At 41.7% G+C, this 18,354-nt stretch carries 17 protein-coding genes and 2 pseudogenes; 9 read left to right on the top strand and 10 right to left on the bottom strand.

The annotated features are described in order from the left end of the window. Positions 1-6 precede the first annotated feature (6 nt). Genes ABWK04_05280 through ABWK04_05270 form a run of 3 tightly spaced genes read right to left on the bottom strand, consistent with a single transcriptional unit; the run spans position 7 to position 3,379 of the window. Positions 7-1,263 carry an FAD-dependent oxidoreductase gene (locus ABWK04_05280; protein ID MEZ0361298.1) on the bottom strand — a complete coding sequence of 419 codons (1,257 nt, stop codon included), beginning with the start codon at positions 1,261-1,263 and terminating at the stop codon, positions 7-9. After that, entirely contained in the window at positions 1,238-2,014 is a 777-nt protein-coding gene (locus ABWK04_05275; protein MEZ0361297.1) for a (2Fe-2S)-binding protein, read from the bottom strand. The genes ABWK04_05280 and ABWK04_05275 overlap by 26 nt, the downstream gene beginning before the upstream one ends. 45 nt (positions 2,015-2,059) lie before the next feature. Further along, a complete protein-coding gene (locus ABWK04_05270) occupies positions 2,060-3,379 on the bottom strand; it encodes an FAD-dependent oxidoreductase (protein MEZ0361296.1) in 1,320 nt (439 codons plus the stop codon). Positions 3,380-3,758: 379 nt separating this feature from the next. Between ABWK04_05270 and ABWK04_05265 the strand changes: the two are divergent. The 5 genes and pseudogenes from ABWK04_05265 to ABWK04_05245 all read left to right on the top strand — a co-directional run bounded on the left by ABWK04_05265 (position 3,759) and on the right by ABWK04_05245 (position 7,706). After that, positions 3,759-4,001, top strand: a pseudogene (locus ABWK04_05265) (aminotransferase class III-fold pyridoxal phosphate-dependent enzyme). A gap of 29 nt (positions 4,002-4,030) precedes the next feature. Further along, positions 4,031-4,903, top strand: coding sequence for a site-specific DNA-methyltransferase (locus ABWK04_05260; GenBank protein MEZ0361295.1), 873 nt, complete (start codon positions 4,031-4,033; stop codon positions 4,901-4,903). Then, positions 4,900-5,646: a PmeII family type II restriction endonuclease gene (locus ABWK04_05255; GenBank protein ID MEZ0361294.1), complete on the top strand. Its 747-nt coding sequence runs from the start codon at positions 4,900-4,902 to the stop codon at positions 5,644-5,646. The genes ABWK04_05260 and ABWK04_05255 overlap by 4 nt, the downstream gene beginning before the upstream one ends. Before the next feature lie 15 nt (positions 5,647-5,661). Beyond that, complete coding sequence (gene bioA, locus ABWK04_05250) at positions 5,662-7,008, top strand: adenosylmethionine--8-amino-7-oxononanoate transaminase (protein ID MEZ0361293.1); 1,347 nt, start codon at positions 5,662-5,664, stop codon at positions 7,006-7,008. Continuing rightward, on the top strand, positions 7,005-7,706 hold the full coding sequence (locus ABWK04_05245; protein MEZ0361292.1) for a biotin--[acetyl-CoA-carboxylase] ligase: 702 nt from the start codon (positions 7,005-7,007) through the stop codon (positions 7,704-7,706). The genes bioA and ABWK04_05245 overlap by 4 nt, the downstream gene beginning before the upstream one ends. Here ABWK04_05245 and ABWK04_05240 read toward each other — a convergent pair. The 5 genes from ABWK04_05240 to ABWK04_05220 are packed head-to-tail and all read right to left on the bottom strand — an operon-like array spanning position 7,693 to position 13,681. Beyond that, positions 7,693-9,390, bottom strand: a complete 1,698-nt coding sequence (locus ABWK04_05240) for a nickel-dependent hydrogenase large subunit (GenBank protein MEZ0361291.1) — start codon at positions 9,388-9,390, stop codon at positions 7,693-7,695. The genes ABWK04_05245 and ABWK04_05240 overlap by 14 nt on opposite strands. Further along, a complete protein-coding gene (locus ABWK04_05235) occupies positions 9,387-10,697 on the bottom strand; it encodes a (Fe-S)-binding protein (protein MEZ0361290.1) in 1,311 nt (436 codons plus the stop codon). Before ABWK04_05235 ends, ABWK04_05240 begins: the two co-directional genes overlap by 4 nt. Positions 10,698-10,710: 13 nt before the next feature. Continuing rightward, positions 10,711-11,382, bottom strand: a complete 672-nt coding sequence (locus tag ABWK04_05230) for a hypothetical protein (GenBank protein ID MEZ0361289.1) — start codon at positions 11,380-11,382, stop codon at positions 10,711-10,713. Position 11,383: 1 nt separating this feature from the next. Next, on the bottom strand, positions 11,384-12,424 hold the full coding sequence (locus ABWK04_05225) for a hydrogenase small subunit (protein ID MEZ0361288.1): 1,041 nt from the start codon (positions 12,422-12,424) through the stop codon (positions 11,384-11,386). A gap of 57 nt (positions 12,425-12,481) precedes the next feature. Beyond that, a complete protein-coding gene (locus tag ABWK04_05220) occupies positions 12,482-13,681 on the bottom strand; it encodes a TRC40/GET3/ArsA family transport-energizing ATPase (protein ID MEZ0361287.1) in 1,200 nt (399 codons plus the stop codon). Between the two features lie 128 nt (positions 13,682-13,809). Here ABWK04_05220 and ABWK04_05215 point away from each other — a divergent pair, with 128 nt between their 5' ends. The 3 genes from ABWK04_05215 to ABWK04_05205 all read left to right on the top strand — a co-directional run bounded on the left by ABWK04_05215 (position 13,810) and on the right by ABWK04_05205 (position 16,916). Then, entirely contained in the window at positions 13,810-14,544 is a 735-nt protein-coding gene (locus ABWK04_05215) for a LexA family transcriptional regulator (protein MEZ0361286.1), read from the top strand. Positions 14,545-14,656: 112 nt separating this feature from the next. Next, positions 14,657-15,826, top strand: coding sequence for a hypothetical protein (locus ABWK04_05210; GenBank protein MEZ0361285.1), 1,170 nt, complete (start codon positions 14,657-14,659; stop codon positions 15,824-15,826). After that, complete coding sequence (locus ABWK04_05205) at positions 15,819-16,916, top strand: hypothetical protein (GenBank protein ID MEZ0361284.1); 1,098 nt, start codon at positions 15,819-15,821, stop codon at positions 16,914-16,916. Before ABWK04_05210 ends, ABWK04_05205 begins: the two co-directional genes overlap by 8 nt. Positions 16,917-16,959: 43 nt before the next feature. On the opposite strand, the gene trxB is transcribed toward ABWK04_05205, so the two are convergent. Then, positions 16,960-17,931 (bottom strand): thioredoxin-disulfide reductase, encoded by a 972-nt coding sequence (gene trxB, locus ABWK04_05200; GenBank protein ID MEZ0361283.1) that lies wholly within the window; start codon positions 17,929-17,931, stop codon positions 16,960-16,962. A gap of 36 nt (positions 17,932-17,967) precedes the next feature. Next, positions 17,968-18,072, bottom strand: a pseudogene (locus ABWK04_05195) (peroxiredoxin). Positions 18,073-18,129: 57 nt separating this feature from the next. Here ABWK04_05195 and ABWK04_05190 point away from each other — a divergent pair. Further along, on the top strand, positions 18,130-18,354 hold a 225-nt coding region (locus ABWK04_05190; GenBank protein MEZ0361282.1), incomplete at its 3' end, for an IS607 family transposase.

Genomic DNA, 18,354 nt, shown 5'->3' with positions numbered 1-18,354 from the left:
TAAAATTTATCCGAACATATCCCTCCACAAACCCTTAGCCCACTCTATATACCTCTTGGCTGTAGTTTCCTTTCTTTGGTTGTCTTCTCTATGGAGCGGTATAAATCTATTTTTGTCCTTTTCATACTTAAAGCTCGTCTCAGTCATTATGGCTTCTTTGTCACTTACCATAGCGTAACAAACCATCTGGAGAAGCTCCTCTTTGATTTCTTTACCCTTTAGTCTTGCGTTTATGATCTTGGCAACAGCTTTACCTTCCGAATGTGCAGCGTAGCCACTTTTTGGAAGATAGCTCATTGATGCATCCCCTATAACAAAGACATTTTCCACCTGTGTCTCAAAAGTGAGGGGATCAACACTTACCCACTTTTCATTCTTCTTGAGAAGCCCAGCTGAAGCTAAGATACTATGAGCCTTCATAGGTGGTATAATATTTGCAAGATCAAATTTGAAATCACCGTAAGATGTCTTGACTATCTTCTTTTTCACATCCACATTCTTGACCTGAGCAGAGGTTACATAGGTGGCAACGTCCCGGTAAAGGTCATAATATGCTGATAGGAAACCCTCAGAATTTATTAAGGGTCTTTCATTGGCATCCACAAAATACAGGTGAGCCTTTAACTTGTTTCTCTTTATCATATCAGCTATAAGAGCTGCCCGCTCGTAAGGCGCAGGAGGGCATCTGTAAGGTGGTGGTGGAACTGTTATTACAATATCTCCACCCTCAAACTCGCTGAGAAGCTTCTTGAGGTATATGTGTTCAGAACCAGGTTTGAAAGCAGGCGGATAGTATACCAAAGTCTCAGCGTAAAAAGGCTTGTCCTCTATATCGTAATCTATACCAGGAGAAAGTATAAGAAAGTCATAGTTTATGTATTCTTGCGATGTTCTAACGGTCTTTTTGTCAAGCTCAATACCTATAACTTTATCCGTAATTACTTTCACACCATACTTTGTTTCCAGAACATTGTAAGCAAAACACAACGGTGTAAGTTCCATGAGACCTGCCAAAAAATGATTAGACAGAGGGCAAGACATAAAAAAATGCCTTTCCTCAATCAAGGTAACGCTCAGATCAGGATTTTCCTTTTTGAGGTATTTGGCAGCGGTCACTCCCCCGTATCCACCACCTACAATAACCACTTGAGCCTTTTCCCTTTTGGCAGATACTTGGGAAAAAGCCAAAACTGGAAAAAGACTCACCCCCACTGTAGACTTTATAAGGTCCCTTCTGCTAACACCTGATGATCTCCTTAACATACTTCTCCACCTCCATAACTGTACATTTATCCACAAGCTCTTTAGCTTTAGTGGTAGATCCGTATTCCTTTCTGAGGTCCGTCTTATAGTTTTCAAAAAAAGCGTCAAATTGGTCTTTACCGAGTACACCTACGGCGTAAAGTTTTTCTCCATCTTCCTGAAGAAGTATGGATGCTAAGGGAACTTCCGCAGGACCTTCTACGACTTTGCCTCCCGCTTTGGGATCAAATACGGAAAGGTGCGCGCAACACTGAATTATACCTGCCCTTTTTGTAGTCTCTGAGGCTTTATCGGGAGGATAGTAATTTATAAAGGCGTATTCCTTTGTTGGATAGCTCCATTGATGGGAGCATATGGCTGAGTATGCGACTATACTCTTTTTACTGCCCACACCACCCTTCCAGGCATATGTCTGTCCGTCATTCAGCTTCACATCAACTCCTTTAACCTCTTCACCTAGATTTATAAGGTAGCACGGAGTAGAGGCAAAAGGATAGAAAAATATGTACTCCTTATGCGGTATTATATCCTTTTCAGTGAGCGGTGAGCCATCTTCCTTAAGTAAGAGGGCTTTATTGTATAGCTTCAAAAAGCTCTCTTGATTGGCTAACACTTGAGAGAAAAATCCAGCATCCAAAAAGGACGCTACCGCTATAGTTCCACAGGTTTTTATAAAATCCCTTCTGTCCATGCCTATCTCCTTGCAATCTTTATGCCAAAAGAAGCATACTCCCCAAGCACGCAGAAACATGCTTTTATTTTAAAAAGAATGCTCCGTGTTGCAACGGTCGTTGCATCAAGCAAACATATCTTTGTACATGCTTTTTGCCCATTCGTAAGTTGCCCTTGCAAGGTCAGTTGATCGCTCGTTTATAACTTTTGGCTTGGGTACTATCTTTTTTTCTTTGTCATTGTAGTCGTAAGTGACATTTATGACAATAGCTTCCTGAGGATCTCCGTTCACCATGGAATAACACGTATTGTCTGGAAGTGTAAGTTTTGTGTCTTTGCCTGCTATGCGTGAAGCTATGATCTTGGCTACTATCTTACCTTGAGAGTTACCCATATGTCCGCTCTTTGGATAGGGAACGCCACCTATGACATCACCTACAAGGAATACGTTGGGATCTGTCTTAGCTTGGAAGGTGAGAGGATCTTGGTCAGCCCATCCGGTAGGTTTCCCTTCCTTATCCTTCGCTATGAGATCCGCCATCCAGACAAGCTCACCAGCCTGATGGGGAGGAATCAAGTTGGCATCCGTAAACTTAAAGTCACCTGCTGTAGTTTTTATAACTTTATTTACCGGATCCACTTCTTTTATCTGAGCTTTTGGAACGTACTCAACTATACCCAGATAGAGCTGTTCGTATGCAGCTCTGAAGCCTGGACCCTTAGGAGCTATATCTTCCTTAGGGTCAAGAATTATTACCCTTCCTTTAACGTTATTTTTCTTAAACACATAGGCTATCATGGCTGCCCGCTCGTAAGGTGCGGGAGGACATCTGTAAGCGCCCGGTGGTACTGTGATGATGAAATCTCCCTCTTCAAATTCCCACACTTTCCTTTTGAGTGCCAGATGTTCAGATCCTGGTATAAATGCTGCAGGATAGTGTATCTTCGTATAAGAAGCCATTTCCTTATCATCCTTGAACCACGCGCCGTAGTTGTACTTTATGCCTGGAGCGAGTACAAGGTAATTGTATTCTATATAACCGTGATTTGTATATACCCTCTTTTTATCCCTTTCTATGCCTAGAATTACCGCATTGATGAACCTGTAGCCATACTTAGAAGCTGGTTGATTATAATCGTGGGATATAAAATCAAGGTTTACAAGACCTGCGATCCACTCGTTGGATATTGGACATGAAAAGAAGTTGGGTCTTTTTTCAATGAGGACTACATCTATGTTGGGATTTTCTTTCTTAAGATACTTGGCAACAGTCAATCCTGCCCATCCCCCTCCACACACAACTACCCTGTTGCCTTTAGGTGGAGGAAGCATAGCTTGAGCCTTTTTTACTTTTTCGGCTGCTGAGAAACTTGCAGATGGAACACCCAGCGTCAAAGCCCCAATTCCTGCCAACTTAAATAGGTCACGTCTCGTCACACTCATATTTTACCTCCCATAAAGTTTTCATAAAATTATAGCTTTTAGGTTCAGAAAGTCAATTAAACAATACTAATAGAGGTATTAAAAGTACTTATATAAGATTTTCTGAATATTGAAAATACTCATTTCCCTACTACACAAACTCACAATTTCTCAAAACATAGGAAAATAGTTGAGCATATAAATAAGTGGTTTCTAAGACTGCCTGGAGGCTATAATATGGGGGAAAGAACACAGAATACTCTGAGGAATACGAAAAATTACTAACAGAATAAGCCTGGAGTTTATAAGGCTTTTTTCAAAGGAAGTAGAGAAGTTGATTGGGAAATGCTTTTAAACTATACTTCAACAAAGGGCTTCAAATTAGATAAAATTTAAAACCATGAACTGGGACCCGAAGCTCCTTGAAAGCTGGGATAAGGAATACTTTTGGCATCCCTTTACACAGATGAAGGTATATAGAGAAGAAGAAAACCTCATCTTTGAAAGGGGTGAAGGTGTGTATCTCTATGACATATACGGAAGAAAGTTTATAGATGCCATTTCCTCCCTCTGGTGCAACGTGCATGGACACAACCATCCGAAATTAAACCAAGCCCTAATAGAACAGCTAAAAAAGGTAGCTTTAGTTTTGAGGCAATATAATATACAATTATGCTAATCAAGCCTTCTGTTTTGCTCTACGAAGGCAACTGCCTTGAGGTCCTAAAAAGCATACCCGATAACAGTATAGACCTAATATTTACCTCTCCACCCTATGCGGATAGAAGAAAAAAAGTCTATGGTGGAGTGCATCCAGACGAATATGTGGATTGGTTTTTACCTATTGCGGACCAGCTCTACAGGGTTTTAAAGCCCGATGGCTCTTTTATCTTAAACATAAAAGAGCGTGTGGTAAACGGCGAGAGACATACCTATGTGATTGAACTTATACTGGCTTTAAAACAGCGAGGGTGGTTTTGGATAGAGGAATACATATGGCATAAGAAGAATTGTTATCCGGGTAAGTGGCCTAACAGATTTAGAGATGCATGGGAGAGGCTTTTGCATTTTACAAAAAGCAAGAAGTTTAAAATGTTTCAGGAAGCGGTGATGGTGCCGGTAGGAGATTGGGTAAGCAAGAGGCTTTCCAAATTAAGCGAGAACGATATTAAACGTCTAAATTCCTCCACAAAAAGCGGTTTTGGTAAAAGGATAGCAAACTGGATAGGTAAGGAACTTGTTTATCCAACAAATGTGCTTCACATGGCAACAGAGTGTAGTTTCAAAGGTCATAGCGCAGTCTTTCCTGTGGCTCTACCAGAATGGTTCATAAAGCTCTTTACCCTTGAAGGCGATACAGTCCTTGACCCTTTTGTAGGAAGTGGAACCACATGCGTGGCAAGTTATAGGTTAAAAAGAAACTGCATAGGCATAGATATCAAAGGTGAGTACTTAGAGCTTGCCCGTGAGAGATTAAGAAGGGAAGCGGGGGTTTTAGAGAAAATTCAGATAATAAAATTCAAGGAAACAGAGGCTGTATTGTGAAGAAGGAAGAACTGTTAAAAAAAATAGAAAACTTTGTCAAAGATACCATTAGCACTTTTCATGAAAAGAGGCTGGAAAAACTGATGAGCATTAGATTGCTTGATATCATGAAAAGGAAAAATCCTTACCTGTATAAAGCAAAAGGATTAAATACAGCCTATGAGATAGTTAAGCAAATAGTGGATGATTTTCTAACAGCTCATGAGGAAACCATATTTGGTAATTGGTTGGAGGACTTAGCCATATTCGTATGTAGCAAGGCTTTTGGTGGTGTGAAATCATCTGCACAGGGCATAGACCTTGAGTTTGAGAGAGATGGCAAAAGGTACTTTGTTTCTGTAAAATCTGGACCAAACTGGGGAAACTCTGGACAAATAAGAGAAATGGTCATGAATTTTAAAAAGATATGGAGTAGATTGCCATCTGCGGAAAGACATAGAAGCGTTTTTGTAGAAGGATGCTGTTATGGAAGATGTGGTGTGCAGGTGAAGGAAAATTTTTATTACAAATACTGTGGTAAAGATTTTTGGGAATTGATAAGTGGAATAGAAACCTTGTATGTGGATATAGTAGAACCCATTGGAAGACAAGCAAGGGAAAAGAGCGAAAAGTATCTTGAAGAGTATAAAAATCTACTAAACAGGATAACAGGTGAGTTCATAAGACTCTTTTGCGAAGAAAATGGTTCTGTAAATTGGGAAAAAGTCCTTAAATATACTTCAACGAAAGATTATAAAGTTTAGGTAAAATTTAAAACTATGAACTGGGACCCTAAACTCCTTGAACAATGGGACAAGGAATATTTTTGGCATCCCTTTACACAGATGAAAGTATATCGTGAAGAAGAAAACCTGATATTTGAAAGAGGGGAAGGAGTTTATCTTTACGACATTTATGGTAGAAAGTTCATAGATGCCATATCTTCCTTATGGTGCAACGTGCATGGTCACAATCATCCTAAGTTAAATTCTGCTTTGATAGAACAGCTCAAAAAAGTGGCTCACACTACCACTCTTGGAAGTTCCAACGTACCTGCTACCCTCTTAGCAAAAAGGCTTGTAGATATTGCTCCAAAAGGTCTCACAAAGGTTTTTTACTCAGAAGACGGGGCAGAGGCGGTTGAGATTGCCATAAAGCTCGCCTACCAGTATTGGAGAAACAAAGGAGAAAAAAGAAGAGTCTTTATAACCCTTCAAGAAGCCTACCACGGAGACACACTTGGAGCTGTTAGCCTTGGAGGTATAGACCTCTTTCATGGCACCTACAGAGACCTCCTTTTTGAAACCATAAAACTACCCTCCCCCTATATGTTTTGCAAAGAGCGTTATGGAAAGCTATGCGAGGAGTGTAAGAAAGAGCTTTTAAGCCTTCTTGAAAAAATACTCCAAAGCAGGGATGATATAGTAGCGGTTAGCTTAGAGGCTGGCATTCAGGCAGCAGCTGGCATGCTACCTTTTCCAAAAGGCTTTTTAAGGGGCGTGAGGGAGCTTACCAAAAAGTATGGCGTGCTTATGATAGTAGATGAGGTGGCTACAGGCTTTGGAAGGACGGGCAGGATGTTTTATTGCGAGCAAGAAGAGGTAAGTCCGGACTTTATGTGTCTTGGAAAGGGTATAACTGGCGGATACCTGCCTTTGGCGGTTACTTTAACCACCGACGAGGTCTTTAATGCCTTTCTTGGCGAGTTTGGAGAGCTAAAACACTTCTACCATGGGCACACCTACACGGGTAACAACCTTGCCTGTGCTGTAGCATTGGCAAACCTTGAAGTCTTTGAAGAGGAAAGAACCTTAGAAAAGCTAAAGCCAAAGATAGAGCATTTAACAAAGAGGCTGGAAGAGTTTTATGAGCTTCCTCATGTAGGAGATGTAAGACAGCTTGGCTTTATGGTGGGCATAGAGCTAATAAAGGACAAAAAAACAGGGGAGAAGTTTCCTTACGGCGAACGCACAGGCTTTAAGGTAGCCTGCAAATGCAGGGAAAGGGGTGTATTCCTAAGACCTTTGGGTGATGTGATGGTCTTGATGATGCCACTGGTGATTGGTTTTGAAGAGATGGATACGGTTTTGGACACACTCAAGGAAGTTATAAAGTCCCTATCATGAAAAGATTTTTGTGCATGCTGTGGCTTGAAGAAGTAAGTTCAACACAGGACTATTTAAAAGACAAAATGTCTCTAAATTGTGTGGTTGTTGCAAGAACTCAAAGGTTGGGTAGAGGGAGGTACGGAAGATTTTGGCACTCGGATATGGGTGGATTGTACTTTAGCTTTTCTTTGAAAGAATCATTTAAAGATGAACAGGCTTTACCTTTGGTGCTAAGCCTTTCGGTGTGCCAACTGCTTGAAGATTACGGATTTTTCGCAAGCATAAAGTGGATAAACGACGTGTATTTGAAGGGTAAAAAGATATGCGGTATTCTTGTGGAGAAAGTGAAAGACAGGATCATAGCAGGGATAGGTCTAAATGTAAATCAGGAGAATTTTCCGGAAGGCTTACAGGCTACATCTATGCTTTTGGTGTCCGGCAGAAAATATGACACTATAGAAGTACTCTTTAGGCTTCTTAAAAAGATAGATAGGAATTTGGATCTTTTGAAGGAACGGGGCTTTGGAGATTTCAGGGAAGACATAAAGAAAAGACTTCTCTTCCTCGGTGAAGAAGTTGTACTTCAAACTGATCCTCCTACTGTAGGGATACTCACCGATCTATCTCCTGAAGGACAGATCATCCTCTTGACAGCTGAAGGTGAGAAGAGAGTGATCAGTGGGGACATAACCTTAAGGGGTACTATATTATCTTAACAAGCGTATCCTCGGTATCCGAATATAGGTGTACAGCGCAAGCAAGGCATGGGTCAAAAGAATGTATAGTTCTTATTATCTCTAAAGGTTTTTTTGGATCTGCGAGTTCGTGTCCTAACAAGGAGGCTTCGTAAGGTGAAGGCTGTCCTTTTGCATCCCTCGGAGATCCATTCCATGTTGTTGGGACAACAGCTTGATAGTTTGCTATCTTACCATCTTTTATGTAAATCCAGTGTGAGAGAGAGCCTCTGGGAGCTTCCATGAGTCCAAAGCCTTTAACATCCCTCTCCCATGTGGATGGTTCCCATCTTTCTCCGTTAAAGGTTTTTAGATCCCCAACCTTCATATTCTGAATAAGATCCTCATACCACATCTTCATAGAGTGAGCGTAGATGTATGTTTCCAAACCTCTCGCTAAGGTTCTACCCATGGTTGAGTACATAGCTTCTAAAGGCAGTCCAAGTTTTGAGAGATAAGAATTTACAAGTTCCTTAGCGTTGAGCTCATTTCTTGCATAAAGAGCCAAAATTCTCGCGAGTGGTCCAACCTCTGCAGGAAGACCCTTATATCTCGGTGCCTTCAGCCAGCTATATTTTCCATCAACGTTCAACTGCTCGTACGGTGGCTCAGGTCCTGTATAGTTAAGGACTGTTTCACCTTCAAAAGGATGAAGCCCTTTTTGATCTCCCACGGAGTACTTATAATAACTGTGAGTTACATACTCTTCCACCTTAAAGTAATCTACATCTTCGTAGCTTTCTATATTTCTCCCTTCTATAAAGGTTGGGGGTATGAAAAACTTACCTTCTCTGTGAGAGTCCCCTTCAGGTTCTCCAAGAACTAAAAAGTTTCCAATACCTTCACCCCTTTCAAACCAGTCTTTATAGAAGCTTGCGATAGTTATGAGATCTGGCAAATAAACCTTCTCCACGAAATCTATCATTGTATCTATGAGGCTCTTTACCTTATTGAGTTTTTCCATATTTATAGCTGTATCGCTCTGAAGGTCTATGGGACATGCCATACCACCAACCACAAAGTTAGGGTGAGGATTTTTACCACCGAAGATGGTATGAACTTGTACTATTTGAGTCTGCCAGTTTAGTGCGTCCAAATAATGAGCTACAGCCATAAGGTTTGCTTCAGGTGGTAATCTGTAATCTGGATGTTCCCAGTAACCTTTGCTGAATATACCCAATTGATTCCTCTCAACCTGCTGACGTATTTTGTCTTGTACCTCTTTGAAGTAAGAAGGTGAGGATTTTTCGTAACCGGATACGATCTTAGCGAGTTCCGAAGTTTTTACAGGATCCGCCTTTAGGGCTTGAATGGGATTGACCCAGTCAAGGGCGTGAAGGTGATAAAAATGCACAACATGGTCATGAACAAACAAAGTGCCTATCATGAGCTTTCTTATAAGGGATGCGTTTTTAGGTACTCTTATCTTTAAGGCATCCTCAACCGCTCTTATGGAAGCAAAGGCATGCACCGTGGTACAAACTCCGCATATCCTTTGAGCCAAAGCCCACGCTTCCCTGGGATCTCTACCCTTTAATATTATCTCTATACCCCTGACCATAGTACCAGAGGAGTAAGCCTTTTTTATGCGATTTCCTTCAAGTTCCGCTTCAATTCTTAAATGACCTTCTATCCTCGTTATAGGGTCTATGACTAACCTGCTCATTGCTCTACCTCCTCTACAGCTTCAGCAACCAGTTCCACTATGCTCACAAACCTGTAATCCCTTTTTAACTCTTGACTACCCATACTGAGAGCAAGCATACAGTTGGCACAATAACACACTACTGTTTTTGCGCCCACCTTGTCAAAGAGAGTCATCTTGGATATAAAAGCTTTTTGCCTGTGATAATCGGCGTCTTTTATGACAAGTACTCCACCTCCACCACCACAGCATATATTGTGTTCTGGTATCATCACCGAGTCTTTAAAGTCTTCCGCAAGCATGTTGAGTATCCGTCTGGGTTCTTTGAGAACACCTCCCCTCCTTCCTATCTGACAGGAATCGTGGATCGTTACCCTTTCCTTTATCACCTTACCTTTTATACTTAACCTTCCCTCTTTTATCATCCTGTCTATAAATTCCACTATGTTTAAAACTTCAAACTTCCAGTCCGTCGGAAATACGTTAGGTGCTATAAACCTCATGGATTGGTAGGCATGTCCACACTCGGGAGCAATTATGTATTTAATGCCCAGATCCTTTGCACCTTCAAGAACCCTCCTCAACATTTCTTTTGTTACTTCCTTGCTTTGGGCAAATAAACCAAAATTTGTAGCTTCGTGAGCAATACTGGAAAGTGTCCAGCTTACACCCGTTTTGTTTAAAACCTTTACAGCTGATGCAACAGCCTGCGGAAATTTCATAAGTTCTATGGATGAAGGTATGTAAAGGTATTCAGAAGGCTTTTTATCTATAGGTATTTCCACTTCATACTCTTCTGATATAAACTCTATCCTCTTGAGGAAGGTGGGGATATCCACTCCAAGAGGGCTTCCTTTTTCTACGGAAAGGTTTGTTGCCTGGGCAAGATCCTTTGGTGTAAGACCTGCATAAGTAAGCGCACCCCTTACTATACTTACGAGTCTGGGAGTATCTATTCCCATAGGGCAAGCCTTTGTACATCTATCACAGTTGGTGCATGTGTAAAAGACGAGCTTTACCTGATTTTTAAGGTCCTCTGCAGTGATTTTAATGCCTAAGCCGAGGACCTTCTTTATCCTACCTATCAGGGTATAGTTTTCTTTGTATATCTCACGAAGAAGGTCTGCCTTGTATGCTGGTGTAAGCGTAGGGTCTATTCTACCAGAGACATTTTCCCCCATGTAAAAAAGGCATGCTTCGGCACATATACCGCACCTTACACAGGCTTCCAGATAAGCAGCCACCTCAGCGTTTATACTCCTTTTGCAAAACTCGTAAAACTTGGCTATCTCCTCTTTACCTACTTTTTCTTTGGATTCTACAGGCATATCAAAACCTCCTCTAAAAGGATACACCCCTTTTGCCAGCATTCCATCCCATAAAGCCAACAGAAAGGAAGTAATAGATAAAGTGGGACAGCCTACTGAAGGGTATATATATGATGAGTATGTCTGCGAGGAACATATGCGTGGAAAGTATCCACACATAAAAACCTCCTCCTGCCCATTTGCTGGCAAGAAGACCTGTAAAGAGTATCATGGCTATCAGAAAGTTTGCAAGGTATTCGTCCTTTCCAGTGAGAAGTTTCAGCACAGGGTTTAGCATCCTATGCACCGTTAAAGCTACGAGAGAGCCAAGTGCTGCATAAGCAAGCATATCCGAAACTATGTTTGGAACAGCAGGTACATATAGACCTGTGATCTTCTTCCAGAGAAAGGCGTGCGCTGGGACAAAAAAGGTAAGTCCAAGGAAGCCAAAATGAAAGAGAAATCCCCCTATAAAGTTTACCGCCCTTCTTGAGAATATTTCGTTAAAAGTCCAGCCCATGGTAGGTTTTATCACTATCTTCTTTATTGCCATATAATAAGGATTCCCCTTAGGCTTTGCGTAATCATAAGGAAGTCCAAGAAATACAACCCTAAAAAATCTGTAAGCTATACCTGCAAAGAATACAAATAAAGCAAATCTCAATAGTTGTCCCCTGACAAAATCGTAAAAGGTGAGGTCAGTCATATCACTTTCCCTCCTGTAGCTTTTTGTTTATCAACGCAGAAGCTGTACCTATCGCTGTACCTACAGCCAAACCTGCAAGAGCCGTCTTCCAGCTAAATTCCCCTTCTACCACGGACAGCGGTGAGTATATAAAACCTCTGTCCCAAAAGTCAGGCTCGGAACAGCCAAAACACGGATGCCCTGACTGTATTGGAAAGCTCAATCCACCGTTCCATCTTACAGTTGCACAGGCATTTCTCGTTATAGGACCTTTACAGCCCAACTTATACAGGCAGTAACCCCGTTTAGCACTTTCATCATCAAAGGAGCTCGCAAACTTACCCGCATTATAAAAGGGTCTCCTGTAACATCTATCGTGTATAGTCTGTCCGTAAAAGGTTTTCGGTCTTCCAAAACTGTCAAGCTCTGGAGCTTTACCGGTTATGACCAAGCCCATAATGAGCGCAACGATCACATCACCTATTGGAGGACAGCCTGGTATGTTCACCACCTGTTTACCTTCTAACACTTGACTTACCGGAATTGCTCCTGTAGGATTTGGTTCTGCGTGAGGAATCCCTCCCCAACTCGCACAGCTTCCCACCGCTATTACAAGTTTGGCATCCTTTGCAGCTTCCTTAAGTAGTTCCACATTTGACTTGCCAGAAACCGTGCAGTAAATCCCCTTATCCTTAGGAGTTATTGATCCTTCAACTATGAGTATGTACTCACCTTTGTATCTTTCCATAGCTTCTTTTTTAGCTTCCTCTGCGTAAAAGCCGGATGGAGACATTAGAGTCTCGTGGTACTCAAGGGATATATAGTCCAAAAGAACATCGGACGGGAGGATGCTTGTACTCCTTATGAAAGATTCGCTACAACCAGCACAATCTTGAAACTCCAACCATATGACAACAGGTTTAGGCTTTAGATCAAGAACTTTCACCGCACGGGCAAAAGCGGAAGGAGGAAGTCCCAGCGAAGCTGTAAGAAGCAGGACTGATTTTAAAAAGTCCCTCCTATTGTACCCCCTCCTTCTGAACACATCGTAGAGGCTTTCCATATTCTACCTCCATGAATGATAATTCATTATATAAATATATCTTTAAACTGATCTTTGTCAATTTGGAGCTTTGCCTCTGGTGAGTTCTATAAAAAGATACCCCCTGTCTATTTTGGCTCCAGCGGGATCGTAGTTTCTGAGCTTTCTCGGAAGCATTATATGACTTTTGAAATTTCTCCACCTTACGGTGATCTCTCCGTCTCCTTTGAGAACTGTCAACCCTTCCTTTGTGAGAAAGGGCGCTTTGAGCTTTACCATATATCTATCCCCTTCCTGTATAAATTCGTACGGCTTTTCCTTGAAAAGGACTCTGGAAGGATCGGTATCACCGTAGATGAGGTTTGCGAGAATACTCAACCTTTCAAGACCTACCACTTCATCTTCAAGCATTGGTACCCTGAATATGGGAACAGGCGCAAAAAGTGCGGACATCTCTTCCAGATACCTCTTTTGTGTCCACACCCAACTGGATAAGCTCTCACAACTTTCCACTTCTGGTGGGAAGACCTTATTGATTATTACAGCGTCTACATTCACACCGAAGAGATTAAAGTACATGAAAGCTCTCTGGCTCTCTTTCAGCACCATTTTTTCGGGATTTGCTACAAGCCTCACTGAAGTTATGTCAGGGTCTATAAGCAGTTCATCTACGCCTTTTAGCTTTTCATAGAAGTTCTCAAGAGCTTTAAAGTAAGATTCGTCAGGGAGAGGTACATCTGTTATTCTCCTCGCTACGGGACGTGCAACTTTGAGTATATTTCTCTCAACGTTGAATATTCTCTTCATATACCATTTGAGAACTGTAGGCATAGAAACGAAACGAAGTGACTCTCCTGTAGGTGGCAGATCAAGTACAAGAACGTCAAATTCCCCCTCTCTATAATACTTATTTACGTAAAGAAGGCTTGTGACCTCTTCCATACCCGGCAGTATGGCAAGCTCTTCTGACACCACCTCATCAAGCCCTGTAGTATTAAAAAGAAGCTCTAAAAACCTGTAAACATCACCCCAGTATCTGTCTAACTCTTCCTGTATGTCTATCTCCTGAATATATAACCTTTCACTTATCTTTATAGGAAGTCCCTTTGCTCTTATTTTCTCACTTTCCGATATATCAAAGGCATCTCCCAAACTGTGAGCTGGATCCAGAGAAACCACTATGGTTTTGTATCCGAGCTGAGAAAGTCTGTAAGCGGTGGATGCTGAAATGGTTGTTTTCCCTACACCGCCTTTCCCGGAAAAGAGTATAACCCTCATTGCGAAAATTATATTCCCTCATCTATCAATCAGTGATGATATTTTAAACAAAAAAAGTGTATCACATATGATACTTCTAAATAAACATCTCATAACATATTCATATTAATTGTTTACTTACTGCTAAGATGCGTAACGGTATATTTGATACACAGAAATTTGTAAAAGCCTTGGGTGAGGTACAAAAGAAAAGAGGATGGTCTATACGTCACATAGCCAATAGGTTCGCTGAATTTGCGGAGATCTCCCCAGAATCCGCACATAACGATATGCACAGATATAAGTCTGGGAGAGCTGTTCCTGAGAGTAGGAAAAAGATCACAGCTCTGGCAAAAGCCTTAGATGTTCCAATAGAGTATCTTATAAACGATGAGTTTTTAGATATGCTCTCTTCATCAAAGTTAGAGAAGGAGCTTGTATCTCAAGGTTTTGTACCTGTTTGCACCCTTAAAAAGATTCCAGTTGTATCCTTTTCTTACACTGGTATTATTTCAAATTATGAACATGTTTTAGAGGGGGCTGAACGTATGGAAGAAATGCCAATACCTATAGAGAAGAGAAATCACAGGATAGTTGCTTTTGTAATAGAGGGCGATAGCATGTATCCGAGGCTTATAGAAGGTGACATAATTTACGTAGACCTGGACATGACGCCAAAAGTGGGAGATACGGTTGTAGCTCAGATAGAAGGTGTGGGTATAGTGGTGAGGATAGTTAAAGCAAAACCTGAAAACGGTAGGGGAAAGTGGATTTTGAGAAGCTGGGATGATCTTAAGTACCCTGACATAGTTGTTGAACCTAAGAAAGTCATAGCCATAGCCCCTCAGATATTTGTCAAACATACCACTATAGATAGGGTATAAGAACCCACAAGAGATAAAAAAAATAATATGACTTTGATCATATTTCTTTTCTTGACATGTATATCAATAACGCTATATGATAATTTCACAACACTTATCAAGGAGGTGGGTTATGCGCAGTATAAGGGGCTTTTTTGCTGTAGGTAGGTTGCTACTATTTTCTGCCTTCTTTATTTTCCTTTTCCTTTACGGTTGTGGAGGCGGAGGTTCTGGAAGTTCTACAGGTGGAACTTCAAGTCCTCAGCAAACTCAACAATCTACTGTGCCTTCAACATCTTCCTCTAACTCTTCCGAAACTGCTTTTACAGATAACAGCCTGAAAGTTTACTCTCTGCCACTTTCAGGACAGCTTAGCGCTCTTACCAGCTCCATAAGTAATCTTTTGCAAAGCCTTCAACCTGTGCTTCAGAATACCCAAATCTCCGCAAACCTACAAGCTGATGTATCAAATCTTGCACAGCTAAATGTACAACTTAGCACAACACCTGCAAGTCAAGTGGGACCGCTTCTAAATAACCTTATAAGCGTGTTGAATTCTCTAATAGCACATCTGCTAAGCACAACAAACGGGCTTCTTACACTTGCTCCAGCTTTGCTGATACCATTACTCAGTAATCTTGTTGCTGTAGTAAATAACCTTTTAGCAGTTCTATTAAGCGGTGTGCTTCCCATAGTACCATCTTTATTAAACACAGTGATAGGACTTGTGCATTCGCTTGTAACCCTTGTAAATGCATTACTTGGGACACTACTCAGCAGTGGTGGACTTATAGGTATAGCACCGACTCTCGTGAACACGGTAGTTGGTTTGGTTAATACACTTTTGGTAACTGTAAATCAGCTTCTGTCTGCTCTTTTAGGTGGACTTTCTCTTAGCGGTAGCGCTTCGGCTGGTTCAAGTCTCATGCTCAATGCAAAACTTATAGATCTTTCACTACTTTCAAACCTCCTCAATCTGGTACTTGGGCTTCTCAACAGCCTTCTGGGTGGACTTCTGAATGGACTTCTCGGAGGAGGACTTTTGGGTGGTGTAAGCCAATCCCTACTTGGAAACTTACTGAATAATACCTATACCTTTATGAGTAATACATATGCTGGTGCAGTTGTAAGCAACGGTGGACTACAGGTAAGCACCAACTCACTTCTTGATCTATCAAATCTTCTTAACAGCCTACTTGGTTTGGTTTCTCCCATACTTCAACTGGTTATAGGTCTTGTAAATACTGTAGTAGGGCTTTTAGTACAGCTTTTAGCTGGTCTCTTAGGGGGGTTACATGTATGAGACGTATGAAAAGCTTTTTTACCTTTTTGTGGGAGCCTTTCTGGCTCTCTTTTCCTCTTCAGAAGTTTATTCTGCACAACCTAAGGGTCTTCTTGATGTTATAACGGTTTCTGTTACCAAGCAGGGAAGCGGAAGCGGTTTTGTATCAAGTCAAACAGGACTGGTAAGCATAGTTATTCCTCCGGGTGGCATACAGTGTGGAACTCAGTGCAGTGCAACCTTTATAGGGCTTTTGGGAACTATATCCCTCGTTGCTACACCTGACCTAGGCTCTACCTTTGCGGGATGGGGTGGTGACTGCTCAAGCTGTGGAACAGCTCCAGGATGCAGTCTCACTATGGATGCTAACAAGGCATGTACAGCCACCTTTAACACCTCCGGTGGAGGAGGAGGTGGTGGAGGTGGAGGAGGTGGTGGTGGAGGACAGCCTCCCAGCAGTGGCGGACAGCCCTCTGCTACGCACAAGCTTTCTCTTTCTAAGGCAGGTACAGGATCAGGTCAGATATATAGCAGTCCTGAAGGTATAAATTGTGGAACCAACTGTTCTGCGGACTTTCCTGCTGGTAGTAACGTAACTTTGTCTGCTGTGCCGGATGCGGGTTCTATCTTCAGTGCTTGGCTTGGAGATTGTTCCGTATGTGCAAACAATCCAACTTGTAATTTAACTATGGATGCAGATAAACAGTGTAAAGCAGTTTTCAACAACGTGGCAGGTGGTGGACCTCCTTATGCACTGACCATAAAAAAACAAGGTAGTGGCGGTGGAAGCGTTACCAGCGATCCACCAGGTATAGATTGTGGCGGTAGTTGTATAGCAAATTTCCCATCTCTGATAGTGATACAGCTCAAGGCAAAAGCTGATGCAGGCTCTGTGTTCAAAGGTTGGAGTGGTGATTGTGAAAGCTGTGGGATGAATGACACGTGCAATGTGAGACTCTTTGCAGCAGATAAGACATGCATTGCAACCTTCGATCATATAGGAGGCGGCGGTGGATGCAGCATGTCTTCAGGTAGTCCTCCGATAAATATCCTCGCCTGGCTCTTTATACCTGTAGCTGTATTCTTCAGAAGGATAATCCGCAGAGTGTAAGACCTAACTGCCCCCTTCCTGGGGGCTTTCTTTTAAAATACTTTTACCACTGGGAAGTGATTTTAGCTTTCTTATTGAGATACTTATCTGCTGCAAGAGCAGCCTTTACTCCATCTGCTGCGGCGATGACTGCTTGCTTTATATTAGTGCAAAGCACATCACCTGCAGCAAACACACCGGGAACTGAGGTCATCATTTCCTCATTTACCATTATGCAGTGTTCATCAGTCATCTGCACCTGATTCATAAGAAAATCTACTGATGGTTTGTTCCCTCCTAAGAATATAAAGACACCATCAACCTGAAGTAACTTGTTTTCCTTTGTATTTATACTTTGTACCTTTAAACCTTCAACCAGAGAAGTTCCCACTATCTCCGATACCCTGTGATGCAAAAGTATTTCAACATTTTCGCGTGATTGGATCTCTTCAATCATTTCAGGCGGTGCTTTTATCCTGCTTGAAGGTACAACGAGGTATATTTTATTCGCAAAACGAGCGATAAATTCCGTTTCTTCCAAAGCGTAATCATCCTCACCTATAACCGCAACAGGTCTATTTTTGAAAAAAGCTGCATCACACACTCCACAATAAGACACCCCTTTACCGAGAAATTCTTCCTCACCTTTATACTTGTTAGTTCTTTCCATAGCACCCGAGGCTATTATGACTGCCCTTCCTTTGAATTCCCTACCATCTATTGTGTAAACTTTTTTGATTTCATTCAGAAGATCAGTGGCTATGACCTTTCCCCTTACAAACTCAGCACCGAAAGCTTTGGCATGTTCCCTCATAAGTTTTAGAAGCTCATATCCTGAGATAGGTCCTCTTATGCCTGGATAATTTTCTATTTGCTGAGTCACACCTAAGGCACCATCAGCCTCCGCCCTATAAAGGACGAGTGTGGAAAGCCCTGCCCTTGAGGTGTAAATGGCGGCAGAAGAGCCAGCAGGTCCAGCACCTATCACTATCACATCGTACACTTTGTCAGTAGTGAAATCAAGCGTAAGCTCCATTTTTTGAACCTCCAAAAAGTATTATTAAATATATGCCTATCTTAAAGCCTCGTGAACTTTACCAATCAACTCCTCAGAAGGCTTTAACGTCTTTTCTCCTCCTCTCCATCTTGCAGGACAAGCTTCATCAGGGTGGGTCATGGAAACTGGTTCTATTTTTTATTGACAAAATTACTCAAACATACTATATTATTCCCTATGAAGTTATCGGATTATGCTAAAAAGCTTGGCATTAGTTATAAGACCGCATGGAGGTTGTTTAAAGAAGGAAAGATAAAGGGCTTTCAGTTGCCTACAGGAACTATCATAGTTGAGGAAAAACAAGAGTATGAGAACGGAAACAGGTGTATTATCTATGCAAGGGTTTCTGACAATGCAAGTAAAGACAACCTTGAAAGACAAGCCCAGAGGCTAAAAGAGTAT

The sequence above is a fragment of the Hydrogenobacter sp. genome (genome assembly GCA_041287335.1).
Classification (GTDB): domain Bacteria; phylum Aquificota; class Aquificia; order Aquificales; family Aquificaceae; genus Hydrogenobacter.
This window is presented reverse-complemented; position numbering and strand designations above follow the sequence as displayed.